This is a genomic window from Vibrio quintilis, from assembly GCF_024529975.1.
Taxonomy (GTDB): Bacteria; Pseudomonadota; Gammaproteobacteria; order Enterobacterales; family Vibrionaceae; genus Vibrio; species Vibrio quintilis.
The window spans coordinates 59,933-77,578 of sequence record NZ_AP024897.1 but is presented as its reverse complement, the minus strand read 5'-3'; the positions used below and the strand labels follow the sequence as shown (position 1 = coordinate 77,578).

The window sequence follows — 17,646 nt, the reverse complement described above, 5'->3', positions numbered from 1 at the left end:
AACATTCAGGCCCCTTTTTTATCAACAACTCAATGGATGAAGATTAATCACCAACGGCGATACGCTTCATATCTGTCATATAACCACGCAGCTCTTCACCAATATATTCAACCGGGTGGTTACGAATCACTTCATTCACTTTAATCAGTGTCGCATTATCAACCTGATTCGATGTTTCACCCAAGCCTTTACCAATCACGTCAGTACCAACCTGAGGCATGAATTTTTCACGCATTAATGGTGTTGCAACATTCGCAAACAGGTAGTTACCATATTCAGCAGTATCTGAAATAACCACGTTCATTTCATACAAACGCTTACGGGCGATTGTGTTAGCAATCAGCGGCAATTCATGCAGAGACTCATAATAAGCAGACTCATCGATAATACCGGACTCAGTCATTGCTTCAAAAGCCAGTTCAACCCCGGCACGAACCATCGCAATCATCAGAATACCGTTATCAAAGTACTCTTGCTCTGCGATTTTCACATCAGATTCAGGGTAGTTTTCAAACGCAGTTTCACCGGTTTCTTTCCGCCAGTTCAACAGGTTTACATCATCATTTGCCCAGTCTGCCATCATGGTTCCTGAAAATTCGCCAGCGATGATGTCATCCATGTGCTTGTAATACAGAGGACGTAACAGGTCTTTCAGCTCTTCAGACAGTTCGAAAGCACGAACTTTAGCCGGGTTAGAAAGACGATCCATCATGTGCGTGATGCCACCAAATTTCAGCGCTTCCGTGATGGTTTCCCAGCCATACTGCAGCAATTTACCTGCGTAGCCGGCATCCACACCTTCAGCAACCATTTTCTCGTAACACACGATAGAACCAGCCTGCAGCATACCGCACAAAATGGTTTGCTCACCCATTAAGTCAGACTTAACTTCAGCAACAAAAGATGACTCCAGACAACCCGCACGATGTCCGCCGGTTGCAGCAGCCCATGCTTTCGCAATTTCCAGACCATCACCATTTGGATCATTTTCAGGGTGAACAGCCAACAGTGTCGGAACACCAAAGCCACGCTTATATTCTTCACGAACTTCTGTGCCCGGGCACTTAGGTGCAACCATCACAACAGTCAGATCTTTACGAACCTGCATCCCTTCTTCAACGATGTTAAAACCGTGAGAATAGCCCAAAGATGCGCCTTGTTTCATCAAAGGCATAACCGTTTCAACAACATTGGTATGTTGCTTGTCCGGCGTCAGGTTTACTACTAAGTCAGCCTGAGGAATCAGTGTTTCATAGCTACCGACTTCAAAACCGTTGTCTTTGGCATTTTTGAAAGACTGACGTTGCTCATCGATTGCAGCCTGACGAAGCGCATATGAGACATCCAGACCTGAGTCACGCATGTTCAGACCCTGGTTCAGACCCTGAGCACCACAACCGACGATGACGATTTTCTTACCTTTCAGGTAATCTGCTTCACTTGCAAATTCTGAACGATCCATAAAACGACAACGACCCAGCTGGTCTAACTGCTGACGCAGATTGAGTGTATTGAAATAGTTAGCCATAGCGGCGCTCCTTAATTTAAAACTGTCTGTCACTTTTGTTGTGTTTGTGATGTTGTGTTTCGGCTTTTAGATATCATTGACCCGCAGTAAGACGATCATCGTAAAGGCAACTGCGACATGATGAGAATGATATGTGCCGGATTGATTTCATCTTAAACCAGACAAATCGTTGCCAAAAGTGATATATTCACAATTAATTATTGCGAATAATGCAACATGGAAAATCATCATCATGAACATAAAAATACTCAAATTGTTCGTGCACCTGACCGAAAGTAAAAACTTCAGCAAAACAGCTGGCGCAATGCATATCAGTCCTTCAGCCCTGAGCCGGCAGATACAGAAGTTAGAAGATGAAATCGGGCACCATTTATTTGTGCGGGATAATCGCAGGGTCGAACTGACACCAGCCGGTAAGAAGCTCATTCCGGTTGCACTTCAGATCATTGAAAAGTGGCAAGGTTTTCAGGCTGAAATCGATGAAAGTCATCATACACTGCAAGGAGAGGTTCGCTTATTCTGCTCAGTGACCGCCAGCTATAGCCACCTGCCGGATTTGTTATCTGATTTCAGGGCACATCACCCGTTAATTGACTTTCAGCTCTCAACCGGCGACCCGACTCAAACCATTGATAAACTATTGAATAATGAAGCAGATATCGGTATTTCTGCGCTGCCGAATCCACTCCCGTCCAGAATTGTCTTTAAGACCATTTGCGATATTTCCCTGTCTGTGATTGCTCCGGCAGGAATCACCAACTTCGCTTACTCTTTAAACAGCGACCCACCCGACTGGTCTCAGGTGCCTTTTATTGTTCCGGCCTCCGGCACGGCACGTGAATCGGCTGATCAGTGGTTTCATGAGATGGGCATCAAACCCAAAATATATGCGCAAACAACCGGAGGACATGAGGCAATTGTCAGTATGGTCGCATTAGGTTATGGCGTCGGTATCGCACCAGATGTGGTGATCACCAATAGCCCGGTACGTGACAAAATACAACGTCTGCCACAGAGTCAGCTGCTGAAACCTTTTAAACTTGGCGTTTGCTGTAAACGCTCACAATTAAAACAACCGCTGGTAAATGCGCTATGGCAGGTCGTAACTGAGAAAAAAACATAAACCGGATGTAAAGGAAAAGAATCGTTCCTTTATTGAATATTTTCTTCCCACTAGTATTATCGGTGCTTTCATAACTACATTGTCAAAAAGAGACAACCATGACTATTGATTCGTCCCGGGCACATCAAACACTTCAGGCAGAAGGGCTGCGCTGTCCGGAACCATTAATGATGGTAAGAAAAACAATTCGTAACATGGCTGATGGTGAAATGCTGTTGGTACTTGCTGATGATCCATCCACGACACGTGATATTCCCAGCTTTTGCCGGTTTATGGATCATCAGCTCATTGAATCCCAGACAGAACAACCACCTTACGAATATCTCATTTGCAAAGGTATCCCGGATGCCATTCCTGCCGGAAAATAACCAATCACAACAAAAAATGAGGCGATTCATCATTACTGAATGACGGCGACCGGTGAATTGCCACTACAGATAAATAACAATTACCGGGTCTTCTTTTTTTCAGTCGCATTCATCTTAATTTCAGCTAAAGCCCGTTCGAGATTTTCATTTGCCAGCGGATAATAAGAAGGTTTCTTATCAATCGCCTGTTGTAAGTAACTGACCGCTTCTTCTGCTTTGCCCTGTAATATCAGGAAATATCCGACATTATTCAGTGCTTCATAATCTTTCATGTGACGCTTAAACGTATTCAGCGCTTTCAACGTATCGCCCTGAGCCAGATAAATCAGCGCCAGATTATTAATCGCTTTCGGATTACCCGGTGAACGTTCAAGCGCAGCCAGTGTTGAACGCTTCGCTTCTTCAAAATCACCACTCATGTAATAGGAATATCCGATATTCAGCAGCAATCTCAGGGAATCCGGCTTAATGTTTAACGCCTTCTTAAAGAAAGTTTGTGCATCCTCATGCTTTCCATCTAAATCCGAGATAATTCCCAGCCCCATATAAGCCAGCACTGGTGACTGTTCATCGGACTTCAGGGCTTGAATGCGCTCCTGATTGAGTTCTTTTCTTTCCAGTTTTTCACGACTCTGAAGACGTAGCTGATCAGCATTAATTGCCCGGATAAAGTAAATCGCACCCTGCTTTGTATCACCTTGCTTACTGAAATTTGAGCCGATCTGCTGAAGCACAGCAACATTGTCCGGATTGGCTTTCAAAGCCAGAAAATACGCCTTTTCTGCCAGCGGATAATTATTTCTTGATTGATGAATCCGGCCAATCGTATATAGCGTCTTATCCTTGAACTTACCTTCTTTAAATTCGAGAGAACGAATGTACTCAAAGAGTGCTAAGTCCTGATTGTTATCTCTGATTGCAGCATCACCGCGCTCAATGGCCTCTTTTTCTGTTTTTGGCGGATCAGTCATCATCAACGTCTCAACCGGCTTACCATCGTAGAGCTGACTATCGAATGACTTCTCACTTTTTTGTGAAGATGCACAACCACCAATCAGCAGCACGACAACGAACACAACCAATGATTTTAGTTTCATGACTTGCTCCTTTTATTTACCCTTGTCCTAATGTCGCTGTCAGCGACAGGATGGAAGGTCCGATAGCAACGATGAAAAAACATGGCCAGATAAATAACAACAGAGGGAAGATCATCTTGGTTGGTATTTTTGCGGCAATTTCTTCCACTTCCTGATTCCGTCGATCCCGGTAATCTTCAGTATATTCCCGTAATGTCTGAGACAAACTACCGCCGATGCGCGAAGCATGAGCCAGCATATGCACCAGGCCGGTGATTTCATTGACTCCGGTTCGCTCAACCAGCTCTTCAAACGCATCAACCATCTCAACCCCTGCGTTCAGTTTGATACAGACGGTTTCCAGCTCGTCAGCAAACTCCGGATGAGAAATCATTAACTCACTGGCAACTCTTTTCAGCGATGAATGAAACCCCAGACCGGATTCGGTACACACCACCAGCAAGTCCAGCGCATCGGGTACACCCGCCCGAACTTTTTGCTGGCGTTTTTTTACCAGTTTATGCAGCATAAAATTGGGTGCAAACATACCAACACCGGCCAAAACAATCATAATAAGAAATAAATTACTAATATCCGGCATCAGGAAATACACGGCGGAGGCAGCCATTACCCCAATCACCCCGGAAAAGATTTTAATTGCATAATACATCGTCAGCATGTTTGCATCATGAAAGCCAGCATGCATCAGGTGATGGCGGGTCGTTTCCTGGTCCTTGGTACTACGGGGAGCTACAATCGGTGCAATCGATTCAAGTGTGGTATCAAATCTCTTGTTTTGCTTCTTAAGTAACGTACTGTTCATATCTTTGCGGATATCTTCCAACTGACGTTTCACCTTCGACTTCGAGCCGGAAACAATCATCACCAGTGTCACAACAAATGAAGTTACAGCAACAAAAATAATTACCAGAATCAAAAGCTCTTCATCAATATTAAGATTACGAAAGGAATCCCAAAGTGAGTCTAACAAGTCCATATTACACCTCGAAATTAATGATTTTCCGGATCCACAACGAACCGATAAATAAGCTGGTAACCCCAAAGCTTATGAGCTTAAAACCCCTCGGATCTTCATATAATGGCCGGACATAATCCGGATGAAGTAACGACATCGCCAAAAACAGCACAAAAGGAGAAAGCACCAGAATCCAGGCTGAAAGACGGCTTTCCGCGGAAATCGTTTTAATCTTTCGTGCCAGTTTAAATCTGGCCCGCAATACCTGAGACACCTTCTCCAGGTTCTCTGACAGATTACCACCGGTTTCCTTTTGTAAGAGCACCGCACTGGAAAAAGCCAGCATAGATACCGTAGGTGTCCGGTCTGCCATCTGCATAATTGCCAGACGCATGTCATAGCCATAATTGAGCAGGTTATAGGTGTTTTTAAATTCAATGCCAATCGGTGGCGGCATCTCATTCCCGACTTCATTAAATGCCTGAGTTACCGGCTGCCCGGCCTGAAGCATTCGCCGGATAACATCGAGCGCTTCCGGTAATTGCTCTTCAAATTTGGACAACCGGTCAGAAATTCGTTTCTGGATAAAAAAGTGTAAAGCCAGCCAGACAAAGGCAAATGCGCCAATTGCAACATACCAGGGCTGGCGGAAGATTAATGCAATCAGACAAAGCAGCAGGCTCAACAATAAAGTGACAGAGATAGTTCTTGCCAGCGTCCAGTCCAGCCCGGAAAGCTCCAGGTTTTTCTTCATTGATTCAAAAAAGGCAAACTTCACCAACCGCCGATCCATAGGGGTCAGCGTTTTCATATAGTGCTCACGCAGCAAAGAACGACTTTCTTCATCAAGGTTTGAGCGGGTTTCCTTCAACCGCTTTGTCAGTTGCTTATGCTTGGCTTTGCTTCCTGCAGCCGGCAGTAACAATGCCTGAGAAATAAACACAACTGCAAAAAACAGCAGGACCAGAAACAGTGTAATATCGTCGGTCATGAGAGCCTCCTATCCGTAACTCTCAGTAAAAAGCTCAAATGGTAAGTGCAATCCCCGTTTTGAAAGTTGTTCATGGCACTGCGGTACCACACCTGTCGCAATATAATTGCCGATTACATTCCCTTCTTCATCCATGCCCTGACGCTGAAATTTAAAAATTTCTGACATGGTGATAATTTCCCCTTCCATACCATTGATCTCACTGATACTGACCATCCGGCGTTTACCGTCTTCCTGCCGCTCCATCTGAACGATCAGATGAATTGCCGAAGCAATCTGTGAGCGAAGGTTTTTGGTTGTAATATTCCAGCCCGCCATGGCAAACATATTTTCAACCCGGCTCAACGCATCACGGGGCGTGTTGGCGTGAATTGTTGCCAGAGAACCTTCATGCCCGGTATTCATTGCTGCGAGCATATCAACCGCTTCACTTCCCCGGACTTCCCCTAACACAATCCGGTCAGGCCGCATCCGTAATGAGTTCTTCACCAAATCCCGTTGGGTGATTTCGCCTTTTCCTTCCAGATTCGCCGGACGGGTTTCAAGGCGCACCACATGAGGCTGTTGTAATTGCAGCTCAGCAGAGTCTTCAATGGTTATAATACGGTCATCACTGGGAATAAATCCGGACAGAATATTCAGTGTCGTGGTCTTCCCTGAGCCAGTACCACCGGAAATCAGAACATTCAGTTCACCTTCAACAGCAGCTTCAATAAACTTGGCCATCGGGTCTGAAAGTGAGTTGAACGACAATAAATTATCCATCGTCAGTTTATCGACAGCAAAGCGACGAATCGAGACGGAAGCCCCATCCAGAGCCAGCGGCGGAATAATCGCATTCACCCGCGAACCATCCATTAAACGGGCATCCACCATAGGCGAAGCTTCATCGATCCGACGCCCGATCTGACTAACAATCCGGTCGATAATATTGCGCAGATGACGGTCATCTAAAAAGGTATATGGGGTTTGTTCCAGCTTCCCGAAGCGTTCAACAAAGACGCTTTTCGGACCATTGACCAAAATATCCGACACCGTTGAGTCTTTCAGTAAAGGCTCCAGAGGCCCCAGCCCGAACACCTCATCTTCGATTTGCTGAATCACGCGTTTACGCCCCTCAGCACCGAGGGTATGGCTCTGGTCTTCCGCCATCAGTTGTACAATCGCTTCCTGAAGCTCTTTTCTGGCGGATTCCTTCTCCAGACTGGACAACAAAGCTAAATCAAGCGTTTCCAGTAACCGCTGATGATAATAATGCTTGGTTTCCAGCTCTTGTTCGAGCTGTTTCCGGGCTTCAAGAATCTCTCTTTCTTTTTCTTCATTATCGCGGATTTTTTTCTCCAGCCGGTTTTGTTTCTCTTCCTGTTCTTTCTCCGGTTTAGAAGTGGGTTCAGGTTGAGTCACTGCAGGAGTCCTGGCTGAAGACGGCTCTTCGCTGACCTTTTCAGGAATATCCTGATTAATATTTCTGCGTCTGAATAACATGTGTCACCTCCCTGTACCTTCCGTCAGGAAAAAAGTCGTTTAAACCAACTTTTCTGCTCTTTATCTTTTGGCATAAGTGTTCTGGTAAAACGGGCAACCGACTTCGATATCGCACTACCTTTCTTCGATGACACTAACGGTGTTCCCAGATTGACACTTTCAATCGCGGACTTAAAATCATTCGGAATGGTATGTATTTCCAGTCCGGCAATTGTCTCTTCAATATCTTTGAGTTTGATTTGCTGGCGTTTTTCATACCGGTTCACCACAAGGATGAGTTGTTCTTTGGCCACGCCATATTCAAAGGTTAACGCCTTAGCAATTCTTGACGTATTTTTGATGGAAACCAGATTCTGCTGTGTGATTAAGAAAATCTTGGTTGCCTGGCTCAGAATCGGAATAAAGATATGGTCAATCCCTAAAGACAGATCAACAAAAATATAGTCATAATGCTCACGCAGAATTGGAATTAATTTCCCCAGCATCATGGCATTATCAAAATTTTCCTGATGATTCTCATGCTTAAAGCTCAGAATATGCAGGCCGGAATTATGTCGGGTCACCTGACTCCTCAGAGAAACTTCATCCAAATCAGCCAGATTTGCAATCACATCATTCAGGCTATAGGCCGGGTTGATATTCAGATAGTCCATCACCACACCAAAATGGATATCTAAATCAAGCAGCAATACCCGATCAGTATGCTGCATCGCAACTTCAACGGCCGTATTCAGTGCCACCGTTGTCGCACCAGACCCGCCTTTGGTATTTAAAAACAGATAAACCTCTGATAAATGACGGGTTGCCAGCTTATCTTCGGCAATTGAATGCAGCATCCCGGCAAAGTCTTCAAGAACCGCCTGCTGTGAAATAAAATCCGTCGCACCTAACTTCAGCGCCACCCGCAAAGATAAGTTGTCACTTTCATCACCAAACACAATCAGTAATGTATCCAGTTCATCCTCTTCTCTTTCTTTATTGACATCAATATTTTGCAGCTCAGTGACCCGCCTTGCCCAGTCCCCACCTGTCTCAACGAAAATGACATCCGGTATTGCCAGGCGGGAAATATTGTCAAGCATGGTGCTGCTTTGCTGTAAACACTCAAAATGAATGCTGTAACAACGGGACAATTGTTTCACCATGTGGCACTTGAAAAACTCACTGGCATACAAGACCCACACTGTAATCGTGGTTTTCAAACGAATTTGATCTTGCCCCTCAGGCACTAACTTTATTGTTTTTGTCATCATGTACCCTCTAACAGTCAGTATGCCGGGATTCCGGGTGAGCAAGTGTCGGGCGAATAACCCCTAAAGACTCTATCGGCAATGTCGTTTCCATATCCGGCAACAAAATTACACCGCCCTCAGCCAGAAAACTTAAAAATCCAATCAGTTGATACTGGTAATTGGAAACACGAACCCGGACGAATTTTATGGTCGCATATGCATCATTATAGTCATCAGAACTCATCCCTGCATTGATAGACACTGCCTGCCCGGACTGATCAAGATATTCAATAATCAGGTTGCTTGCAGTGAACCCTGCCGGCGCATAATTCTGAATCGCCAGCGCAGCCAGATCGTCTTTATCACTGACATGACAGACAACGCCCATTCGGGCAACTTTGCGGGTAATATCATTTGCCATCTGTAATGAGTACACATAACGACCCATTTCAATCACACTGAACAACACCAGTAACACACTGGTGGCCAGTAATGTAAATTCAAGAATCGAAACACCGGACTGTTGCTTTCTCAATCTCATAGCGAAGTCCTCGATACTGCAGTCGCTGTCAGATCAAAATTCATATCCATCACAACCGATGGCACAATCGATAACAGCGGGGTGTAATCATAGCTGACCGTCACTGACACATATTTGTTTGCATGAGTTACCGTGATATCACTTGCAGTCACCCCTTCCAGCAATGGTGTAGTACCAGTTCCGGTATGACCATACAAAACCATATTTTTGATACTGGTCACGCTGGCGATTTGATCAGAAGAAGCCGTTCCGTAAATATCCGTCACCGCATATCTCGCACCATTCTGTACCATCTTATTCAGGGTGTTATAACGGACCAGTGCCGAACCAAACTCAACAATGCCGACTAAAAGCACCAGCACAACCGGAATCACAATGACGAATTCCACTGCGGCAAGCCCCTGCTGACGAAACCACATTTTTTTCATTTCAGGATTCCTCACTTAACGGATCGTCATACAGAACGATTCTGTATGGACCTTCACCACTGCTAACGTTTCCTGAGGAACTGTTCGTCACGGAGCATTCTTCTACATATTCACCAAACACAGCTTGCTTACCCGAGTTCGATGTAGGGGCCTGCTGAAGAAGGAAAAAACACCCTAAGGCTTCAACCTGTAACGTGGTTGTTCCTCCGGAGGCACCAGAGCAATCCACAATCGGAACTGACAACATTCTGCGATTAGGCTCCCCCCCACTATTCAGATAGCAATCTGCTCCTGAGCAGTTCGGCGCTTCCAGCTCATAATCGTCATAACCCCAGGTATCTGTATAAACCACATTGCCATCATTATCGAGTGTCGCCAGAGTATCTGGTTCCTTCACATAAATATCAGGTGGATAATCCGATGAATTAACGCCTCCGCCGCCATAAACACCAAAACGGGTATTCAAACCTTGCCCGACTGGACCGACAGTATTTCCCGGCTTAGTTGTCACAGTATCTCCGATGGCCAAACACCCTGTATATCCACCTGCCAATGCAGAACGGACTGCCGATGCTCCTGAACCAAAATCCAGTAATTGATAGTTACCCGGACCTAATGAGGACTGGTTTTTAGAAGCAACTTTTAAAGGATAAAGATCCCCGGCCACATACCCCGTTGTTCCACCACCAGAACCAGCACATACAGCCATCGGCACCACATTACAAATTTGCGTACTGGAAGAACCGGGCCCTGCAACGGCACTGGCAGCCAGGTTTTTATTGATTCCAAATGCTGCAATAAAAAATGCATTCAATGGATAGTTCGAAACGGCAACCCGTACAAAGCGATCATCAATCAAACTGGAATATCCCGGATCCGGAAAGGTTTCCGGGTCATTCGAGAACGTCACGGAAATCGTTGCAGCTGAAAAATCCATTGCCTGATTCCCGGTCGATGTTGCCATCTTCGTCAGAGTACTGTTCACCATCGCTGTTGCATCTGCATCACTGCCGCCGCTATCCAGCACCAACGCCGCAGCAAGCGCTGCTGCATCCACGCCGTTTTGCAACCGGGTCTTGTTCACAAATGCATGGTTAACATCGATTGCCAGTGCCATCACGCCTGCCAGTGCAACCAGCGCCGCAGTAACCAGAACGAGTACCAAACCTTTTTGCGCTTTGGGTTTACCATAAGCATGTGGTTTGGTAAAGAGTTTTTCTTTTCCACTCATACGGTTGTTCATCATCAACACTCCGGAGCATCACGTGCTTCCTAGTTACCACCAAAGATCAAATTTACAGGTGACTGAGACTTCGATGATTTTTGCTTATCTTCGGCAATATAATCCTTATAGGCATTTTCCATCCGTTCACCGATTCCAACAGGAATCACAGCCATGTTTTCCTGTGTTGCATCCGGATTATAGATTTGAGCCATCCGGACACTGTTCATGTGTTTTCCTAAGCGGGGCTGGTTCGCACACCCGCTGAGAATAAGCGCACCAACAGCGATAATCAGAGAAAAGCAAATCTGTTTTTTCATCACTGACTCCTTACATTTCATGTCCGAAAGCACCTTCAGAGCCACCGGTCCGGGTTCCGATATGACTTGCCCTTTGCACGCGAATGGCTGGTTTTGAACCAGGCGGCCGGCTCAGGGAAGCACCTTGTCCTAACAGGTAATATTCCAGATCATTAGGCTCGACAAAGGTATCTGTCGGTAAAGTCACTTTGCTGCGATCAATTGGTTTTGCCAGCCTTGGTGTCACTAAAATCACCAGCTCTGTTTCTCCGGAAATATATTCCTGGCTGCGGAAGAGTTGCCCAAGGATCGGAATGTCACCAAATCCCGGTAGTTTGCGGATAGAGTCCCGGACATTTTCACTCAGCAGCCCGGCAATGCCGATGGTTTGACCGTCTGCTAATTCAACCGTTGATGACGCACTCCGGCGGGTAATTGGCGGAATATAAAAGACAGTGTCGGTACCTGACAGGTTATAGGTAAAGGTGCTGGTACTGGCGATTTCACTGACATCCACAGATAAATCCAGGTTGATTTGTTTATCACTCAGCACAGTTGGGGTAAAACTGAGTATCACACCATATTCTTTATACTCAATCGTAATGCCATCATCATCCGGAACCGGGATTGGGAATTCGCCACCAGCCAGAAACCGCGCCTTAGAACCACTTAATGCGGTCAGATTTGGTTCCGCGAGTACTTTTGCCACACCATTTTCTTTGGCAATATCCAAAGCCAGCGTAAACAATGTGTCTCCATCAATGAATGTGGAAAGCAGCCCGGTTTCATCGATAGACGGAGAATTAAAGATGGGACCGATTCCTCCGGTAATATCATCAATGATGCCGCCGGCAGCAGTGCCACCCCAGGCAAATTTACCGTTAGTTTCGAAAAAGTGGAAATTGGAATCAAAACGACGCACCAGACTACGCTGAACTTCGGCCACGGAAACTTCCAGCATCACCTGCTGCGCTCCGCCAATCGTCATCAGATTCACAACCGGGTTATCATCCTTCTTCTCACTGGAAGCTTTCAGTGCCTTCACGCCACCCGCGGCAGATTGCTCAACACTCTGCGCAGCAGCATAAGTTTCAGCAATCCGTAAGGCCTGCATCATCCGGGCCTGAGAACTGATCTGGCCGCTCAGAATCAAACGATCCTTGGCGCTGTGTACTTTGATCTCTTCATCAGGTAAAAATTCATAAAGCTTAGACTTGAGGCTGTTTAAATCATGAATCACTTCAATATCAATTGAGTCAATCAAACGCCCCCGGCGATCCCATACCATCAGATTGGTTGTACCAAGTTTCTTACCAATCAGGAATAACTCATTTGACTTCAGCATCACAATATCCAGTACTTCAGGGTCACCTAAAGAAACCCTGGAAGCTTTACCGGCAAGACTGACATAAGCAGATTTATGGTGAGGAATCGACAGTACTTTGCCACTGACCATTGACATTTCCGCCCATAGCCCGGGGCTCCACATCAGTATGATAACTATCCATATGTATCTCATAACCCACCTCAATCTCTGACTTTCACTTTGGAGGTTTCTGTCCCTTTAATAATGGTTACACTAGGTGCATACCTGCGGACGGCCTTTTTCTCTTTCTTCAATGCCTGCGGATTTCTGAGCGTCAGGTGAATATCACCTCTGGTTTGAGCCGTCAGCAATTTTTCGGCCTGAGATGGCTCAACTTCCAGCGTCACTGCCCGGACAATCACGGGTTTGTTTTCGCTGGTTCGGGCTGTCTGATCGACTGCCAATACTCTGATATCTTTCAACACTGTAGCTGTAGATGCTGAGTTTTTCCCGTACTTCACCGTACCCAGCACATCAACCCGGTTTCCGGGTAGCAAAAAACCAGCAACACCAATGACATCGTTCACCCGAATTGTGACCGCTCTTTTGTCTTCGGGGATCAACACCGCCAGTGTCGCACCTTCCCCTTTGCTGCTAATCTGTTGCTTGATCAATATCTCTCCGGGATAAATCGTAGAATGAGCAACTTTGCCGATTAATTCACTTGAATCGATATACTGGTTTTCTCCCCGCCAGTCTTTTTCCAGCAATTTTTGGGTGATGTGTTGCTCTTCAATCACAACCCCGGCCGGAATTTCTAAAGCAGCAACAATGACCGGCTCCCGTTCAACAACCTCAACTTCCGTCTGTGGCTGAATCTGGCGGGCCATCCACTGCCTGGCGACAAAAACTGCCGCCAGCCCAAAAAAAATAGAAAGTAAAAATAGTAAAATTATCTGATTACGGCTCATCGTTTGCTTCCCCCGTTTCCATCATCCGTGAAGTAAACAGCCCACGCCTGCCCAATAATTTCCGGTGTAATCACCGGCGGCGCTTCTTCAAACACGATGATATCGCGACTAATTCCCACAAGGTCTTTCGGTAAACACGGATAAAAGCCCACCTGATGTGTCTGATGGAGCTTGATTAATGTTTCAAAAGACGTCTCACCCAGCCGTAACGAACGATGATGTGTCGTTTTTTCCCACAGTGTGTGGTATTCATCCTGCAGTAGCGGATGAAAATGTATTTTATATCCGAGTCTTCGCAGAAAAGCGGGGTCTGCAATACCCTCAGGGTCTAAATTGGTAGAAAATGCCAGTGTTAAAATAAACGGAATGGTGATTTGCTGACCGTTTGGCAATGACAGGTGATCAAAGAAATACTCCATCGGCACAATCCAGCGATTCAGTAAGGTCGCTACCGGCATTGGCTGACGGCCTAAATCATCAATCACAAGGATGCCGTTATTTGCCATCATTTGTAATGGTGCCAGCCAAACCCGGTTGTGCTCAGAATGATTCACTTCCAGCATATCCATTGTCAGCTCACCACCGACCTGAATATTGGGTCTTTCACATAACACCCAGCGCTTATCATATTGCTCTTTAAATGAAAGACTCTTGACTTCGTCATCCTCAGAGACAACACGTTTATGATGCTGCTGAGAAAAAACCTTAATAATATTTCCTGCCGCATACACCGCATATGGTACAAAGACTGATGTATTGAGAGAGTTCAGTATTCTGGTCGCAACGAATGTTTTTCCGGTACCGGCATCACCGTAAAGCAGTAAAGCCCGGCCTGAGTTAATCGCAGGCCCGAGTAAAGGAATCATGCGCACAGCACCTATCACTTCTTTCAATGCATGTTCAACGTCCGGGCGGGTAATATCATTGAGGCGAACATCCTGCTGAGACACCATTTGATCATAATCATGTAACGAGACAGGCGCCGGACCAAGATAGGCATCTTTGACAAAAGCAGCATCCGCTTCCTGTTGCCCGGCTTCAGAAAGTGCAAAACGGACATGTCCGGATGCTGATGCTTTATCCGGTTGAAATATCTCAACTAAAGACTTGGCCCGTAAATCTTCCAACAGTTCCTTGAGCATATGACTGCTGATTGCCATCAGTTTCACCAGCTCAAGCAAATCTGATTTTGGATACGCAGCCAGATGTTTAACTAACAAATTTTCCATCACCACTTTAGGAACATGCAGCTCACTAAATGATGTCGGCACTTTTGGTGGGACAGCCTGGGGCTTTAACGGCACACGATGGCTGTCTTTAGAAGACTTCGCAAGGCTCATCCCCGCTCCTTGTTTCACCCAAAATAACTATGAAGTGCCAAACCAATCACAACAATGGGTGCAAAAGGCATTTGTAAACGCCCACCTGTTGCACCGGACAGCCGTGTCCCGGGCACATTATTTTGTTTAACCGGACGAGGAAGATAAACTGCATTTTCAAATGAACTGTGTGACTGTAAAACCCGTGGCAATGATAAATACATTAAACCAACAACCACACTACTGACTGCCATCCAGAAAATACCCTGACTCATTCCTTCCCAGCCAAGATAAACCCCAACACCAGCCAACAATTTGACATCTCCGGCAGACATTGCCCGAAGAATGTGAACAACTAAACCAAGTGCAAAAAGAAACAAGCCGGCACTCAGCTCATACATCAGTGAAGTTAAATTCCATGTGCTTTGCCACTGATATAGCGCACATGCAACAAACAGTATGACAACAAACTTATTAGGAATGCGGTGCTCTCTGGCATCCACAACAGCAATCAAAAATAAAACGGACCAGATAATGAAGACCACGCTATGCCTCCATTGGTTATTCCATCCCTGTTCAAACCATCATCAAAATACATTACCAAGTTCCTGCAGGATGACAGTTCCCCATGCAGAAAAAACCGTGGCAAGTACAACCGCTAAAAGAGCAGCTGAGACAACATATTCAACAACAGTTAATCCATCTTCATCATGATAAAAGTTTAATAGATGTCTCAGCATAATAATGTCCTTATAGTACCGATATAACGATTATTCAGGCGTTTTATCAGAATACATTGGCCAGTTCATTGGATATCAATGTGCCCCAACCGCTGAATACTGCTGCCAGTGCTGCGACCAATAGTCCGGCTCCAACAACATATTCGACCACGGTCAAACCTTCTTCATCGTTCCAAAATGTCTTACATTGGTTGATTACGTTTTTCATCACATGCTCTCCTTCATGGGGTGATTAATGTTCAATTCCACTTTAGTTGTATGTGAAGCGTTATAGTTAGGACTTTTTTAAGACAGGACAAACGATCTGTATCACCAAAATTGATATTAATAACAGCTATAGCATGGACATTAAAAATAGATATTTGTTATATATGATTTTTTTTTGAACAGATTTATCAAAGAAATTTTGTATAAAAATTAACCCATTCTCAGTTTTAAGAATTATTCTGCAGTTTTGTTACATCATTGTGGCAATTGTCACATATTGTTCAAAATAACGGCTGTTTCAAAAAAAACCAATAACTAACGCCCTCATAAACCTGAGGTTACTATATTTTTAAACTAGACTTTAGTTGTATATTTACGATGGAATCGATCAAAACAATATATCTTTTTTAGATAAGCACGAAACTTAATCCCCTTAACCAGGTACAGTGCAGAACAACCTGACAACAGAACACGACACCGTCATCAGAAACAATTAAAACGACAATTATTAGTATTAATATCAACAATTTATAGACACTCACAACAATCAGTCGTGGCTTCCCATAGTTACTTTCAGGCTAAAATAACTTAATCATCCGGGAATAAAAGATACAGTCATGACGATCAAATATATTGTACACTGGATAGGTGAATCCACAGTTCAACTTCCTGATAAGGTACAGCGACTTATATTCGATTACTTCACTGTCATAGAACATGAAGATATAACATCTGTGCTTGCTTCATCCCATGTGTCAACGGTATTTTTTTATTTTAAGCATCCACAGCAACAGGCATTGCTGGATCAATCTCTGGAAATGTGTGAAACATTCAATAAAAAACTAATCATGATTCATCATGGTCTATGCAGTAAACTCTGTTTGCAATGGATACATACAATCAAAGCATCGATTGACCTATCCCGCACTGACTTACCTGAACAAAAAATTCATGAGTTGTTTGCTTCACTCTCTCAGCAAATCAATAAAAAATCCCATCGCTCAAGAGAAAACGCGCAGCAATCCCTTGAAAAGCTCATGTTTGATATCCTTCATTATATTGATAACAATATCGATCATGAGCTGAAGGAAGACGAAGTGTCCGCTTACTTCAACTACACACCCAACTACTTTTCAAAAGTCTTTAATCAGGCAGCCGGAACAGGGTTTAAAGCTTATATCACCAATAAGCGTATCGCCAAAGCTAAAGAGATGCTCATCCACGACCAGGATGCAAATATTGCTCAAATCGCTTATCAGTGTGGATACAAAGATGTGTCTTATTTCTCCCGGGTTTTCAAAAAAAAGACAGGGATAACACCGGGCTATTACCGACAACAGAATGAAACGGCAGAAAAAAGGGATAATACCTGAAAAGCTCAGGATCTGAGCTACGGAAAAATCATACCTGCAGATGAGAAATCTGAATAGTCAGGCAATATGCGCTTCATCAGCCAAACCACAATCTCTCAAACGCAAAAAGCCCCAGCTTTTCAGCTGAGGCTTGCAATTCAATCTAAAATGGCGGAGCGGACGGGACTCGAACCCGCGACCCCCGGCGTGACAGGCCGGTATTCTAACCAACTGAACTACCGCTCCACTTCAGATTGTCTGTCAGATAAAGTCTTACAATAATCCGCTTCATCTAACTGGTATATAAAGCCTGGCAGTGACCTACTCTCACATGGGGAAACCCCACACTACCATCGGCGCAATTGCGTTTCACTTCTGAGTTCGGCATGGATTCAGGTGGGTCCACAACGCTATGGCCGCCAGGCAAATTCTTTAATTCAGAAAACTGACTATTCTCTACACATTCAATCTGTTCTTCATTT

Annotated in this window: 19 protein-coding genes, 1 tRNA gene and 1 rRNA gene; 3 read left to right on the top strand and 18 right to left on the bottom strand. The window is 44.9% G+C overall.

The genetic code is table 11. The features are described from left to right. Positions 1-43: 43 nt before the first annotated feature. The gene (gene ilvC, locus OC443_RS00420; RefSeq protein WP_073580515.1) at positions 44-1,528 is read right to left on the bottom strand and encodes a ketol-acid reductoisomerase; all 1,485 of its coding nucleotides are present in this window, start codon (positions 1,526-1,528) and stop codon (positions 44-46) included. A gap of 232 nt (positions 1,529-1,760) precedes the next feature. Here ilvC and ilvY point away from each other — a divergent pair, with 232 nt between their 5' ends. Next, positions 1,761-2,651 carry an HTH-type transcriptional activator IlvY gene (gene ilvY / locus OC443_RS00415; RefSeq protein ID WP_073580727.1) on the top strand — a complete coding sequence of 297 codons (891 nt, stop codon included), beginning with the start codon at positions 1,761-1,763 and terminating at the stop codon, positions 2,649-2,651. Between the two features lie 98 nt (positions 2,652-2,749). Further along, a complete protein-coding gene (gene tusA / locus OC443_RS00410; protein ID WP_073580513.1) occupies positions 2,750-3,019 on the top strand; it encodes a sulfurtransferase TusA in 270 nt (89 codons plus the stop codon). Positions 3,020-3,099: 80 nt separating this feature from the next. Here the strand turns inward: tusA and OC443_RS00405 are convergent, their stop codons facing one another. From OC443_RS00405 to OC443_RS00335, 15 genes are all read right to left on the bottom strand, one after another. Next, positions 3,100-4,116, bottom strand: coding sequence for a tetratricopeptide repeat protein (locus tag OC443_RS00405; protein WP_073580511.1), 1,017 nt, complete (start codon positions 4,114-4,116; stop codon positions 3,100-3,102). Between the two features lie 16 nt (positions 4,117-4,132). Further along, the gene (locus OC443_RS00400; RefSeq protein ID WP_073580509.1) at positions 4,133-5,092 is read right to left on the bottom strand and encodes a type II secretion system F family protein; all 960 of its coding nucleotides are present in this window, start codon (positions 5,090-5,092) and stop codon (positions 4,133-4,135) included. Position 5,093: 1 nt separating this feature from the next. Next, positions 5,094-6,062, bottom strand: a complete 969-nt coding sequence (locus OC443_RS00395) for a type II secretion system F family protein (protein WP_073580507.1) — start codon at positions 6,060-6,062, stop codon at positions 5,094-5,096. Between the two features lie 9 nt (positions 6,063-6,071). Continuing rightward, a complete protein-coding gene (locus tag OC443_RS00390; protein WP_073580505.1) occupies positions 6,072-7,547 on the bottom strand; it encodes a CpaF family protein in 1,476 nt (491 codons plus the stop codon). 23 nt (positions 7,548-7,570) lie between these two features. Then, positions 7,571-8,797, bottom strand: a complete 1,227-nt coding sequence (locus OC443_RS00385) for an AAA family ATPase (RefSeq protein ID WP_073580723.1) — start codon at positions 8,795-8,797, stop codon at positions 7,571-7,573. 10 nt (positions 8,798-8,807) lie between these two features. Then, positions 8,808-9,320 (bottom strand): TadE/TadG family type IV pilus assembly protein, encoded by a 513-nt coding sequence (locus OC443_RS00380; protein WP_073580503.1) that lies wholly within the window; start codon positions 9,318-9,320, stop codon positions 8,808-8,810. After that, positions 9,317-9,748 (bottom strand): TadE/TadG family type IV pilus assembly protein, encoded by a 432-nt coding sequence (locus OC443_RS00375; RefSeq protein ID WP_073580501.1) that lies wholly within the window; start codon positions 9,746-9,748, stop codon positions 9,317-9,319. Before OC443_RS00375 ends, OC443_RS00380 begins: the two co-directional genes overlap by 4 nt. Before the next feature lies 1 nt (position 9,749). Further along, positions 9,750-10,991 (bottom strand): pilus assembly protein TadG-related protein, encoded by a 1,242-nt coding sequence (locus OC443_RS00370; protein WP_234976341.1) that lies wholly within the window; start codon positions 10,989-10,991, stop codon positions 9,750-9,752. A 29-nt stretch (positions 10,992-11,020) separates the two neighbouring features. Next, positions 11,021-11,290: a hypothetical protein gene (locus OC443_RS00365; RefSeq protein WP_073580499.1), complete on the bottom strand. Its 270-nt coding sequence runs from the start codon at positions 11,288-11,290 to the stop codon at positions 11,021-11,023. 10 nt (positions 11,291-11,300) lie between these two features. Further along, on the bottom strand, positions 11,301-12,731 hold the full coding sequence (locus tag OC443_RS00360; RefSeq protein ID WP_370738726.1) for a type II and III secretion system protein family protein: 1,431 nt from the start codon (positions 12,729-12,731) through the stop codon (positions 11,301-11,303). A 65-nt stretch (positions 12,732-12,796) separates the two neighbouring features. Continuing rightward, the gene (gene cpaB / locus OC443_RS00355) at positions 12,797-13,546 is read right to left on the bottom strand and encodes a Flp pilus assembly protein CpaB (protein WP_073580495.1); all 750 of its coding nucleotides are present in this window, start codon (positions 13,544-13,546) and stop codon (positions 12,797-12,799) included. Then, positions 13,543-14,886: an ATP-binding protein gene (locus OC443_RS00350; protein WP_073580493.1), complete on the bottom strand. Its 1,344-nt coding sequence runs from the start codon at positions 14,884-14,886 to the stop codon at positions 13,543-13,545. The genes cpaB and OC443_RS00350 overlap by 4 nt, the downstream gene beginning before the upstream one ends. A gap of 14 nt (positions 14,887-14,900) precedes the next feature. Then, positions 14,901-15,410 (bottom strand): A24 family peptidase, encoded by a 510-nt coding sequence (locus OC443_RS00345; protein WP_073580491.1) that lies wholly within the window; start codon positions 15,408-15,410, stop codon positions 14,901-14,903. Between the two features lie 42 nt (positions 15,411-15,452). Next, the gene (locus OC443_RS00340) at positions 15,453-15,605 is read right to left on the bottom strand and encodes a Flp family type IVb pilin (RefSeq protein ID WP_143169239.1); all 153 of its coding nucleotides are present in this window, start codon (positions 15,603-15,605) and stop codon (positions 15,453-15,455) included. A 46-nt stretch (positions 15,606-15,651) separates the two neighbouring features. Then, positions 15,652-15,813 carry a fimbrial protein gene (locus OC443_RS00335; protein ID WP_073580489.1) on the bottom strand — a complete coding sequence of 54 codons (162 nt, stop codon included), beginning with the start codon at positions 15,811-15,813 and terminating at the stop codon, positions 15,652-15,654. 616 nt (positions 15,814-16,429) lie between these two features. Between OC443_RS00335 and OC443_RS00330 the strand changes: the two genes are divergently transcribed. Continuing rightward, positions 16,430-17,185 carry a helix-turn-helix domain-containing protein gene (locus OC443_RS00330; protein ID WP_083601540.1) on the top strand — a complete coding sequence of 252 codons (756 nt, stop codon included), beginning with the start codon at positions 16,430-16,432 and terminating at the stop codon, positions 17,183-17,185. Positions 17,186-17,333: 148 nt separating this feature from the next. Here the strand turns inward: OC443_RS00330 and OC443_RS00325 are convergent. Together OC443_RS00325 and rrf are read right to left on the bottom strand one after the other, a co-directional pair. Beyond that, a tRNA-Asp gene (locus tag OC443_RS00325) sits at positions 17,334-17,410 on the bottom strand. 62 nt (positions 17,411-17,472) lie between these two features. Continuing rightward, positions 17,473-17,588: ribosomal RNA gene (gene rrf, locus OC443_RS00320) — 5S ribosomal RNA — on the bottom strand. Between the last annotated feature and the right edge of the window lie 58 nt (positions 17,589-17,646).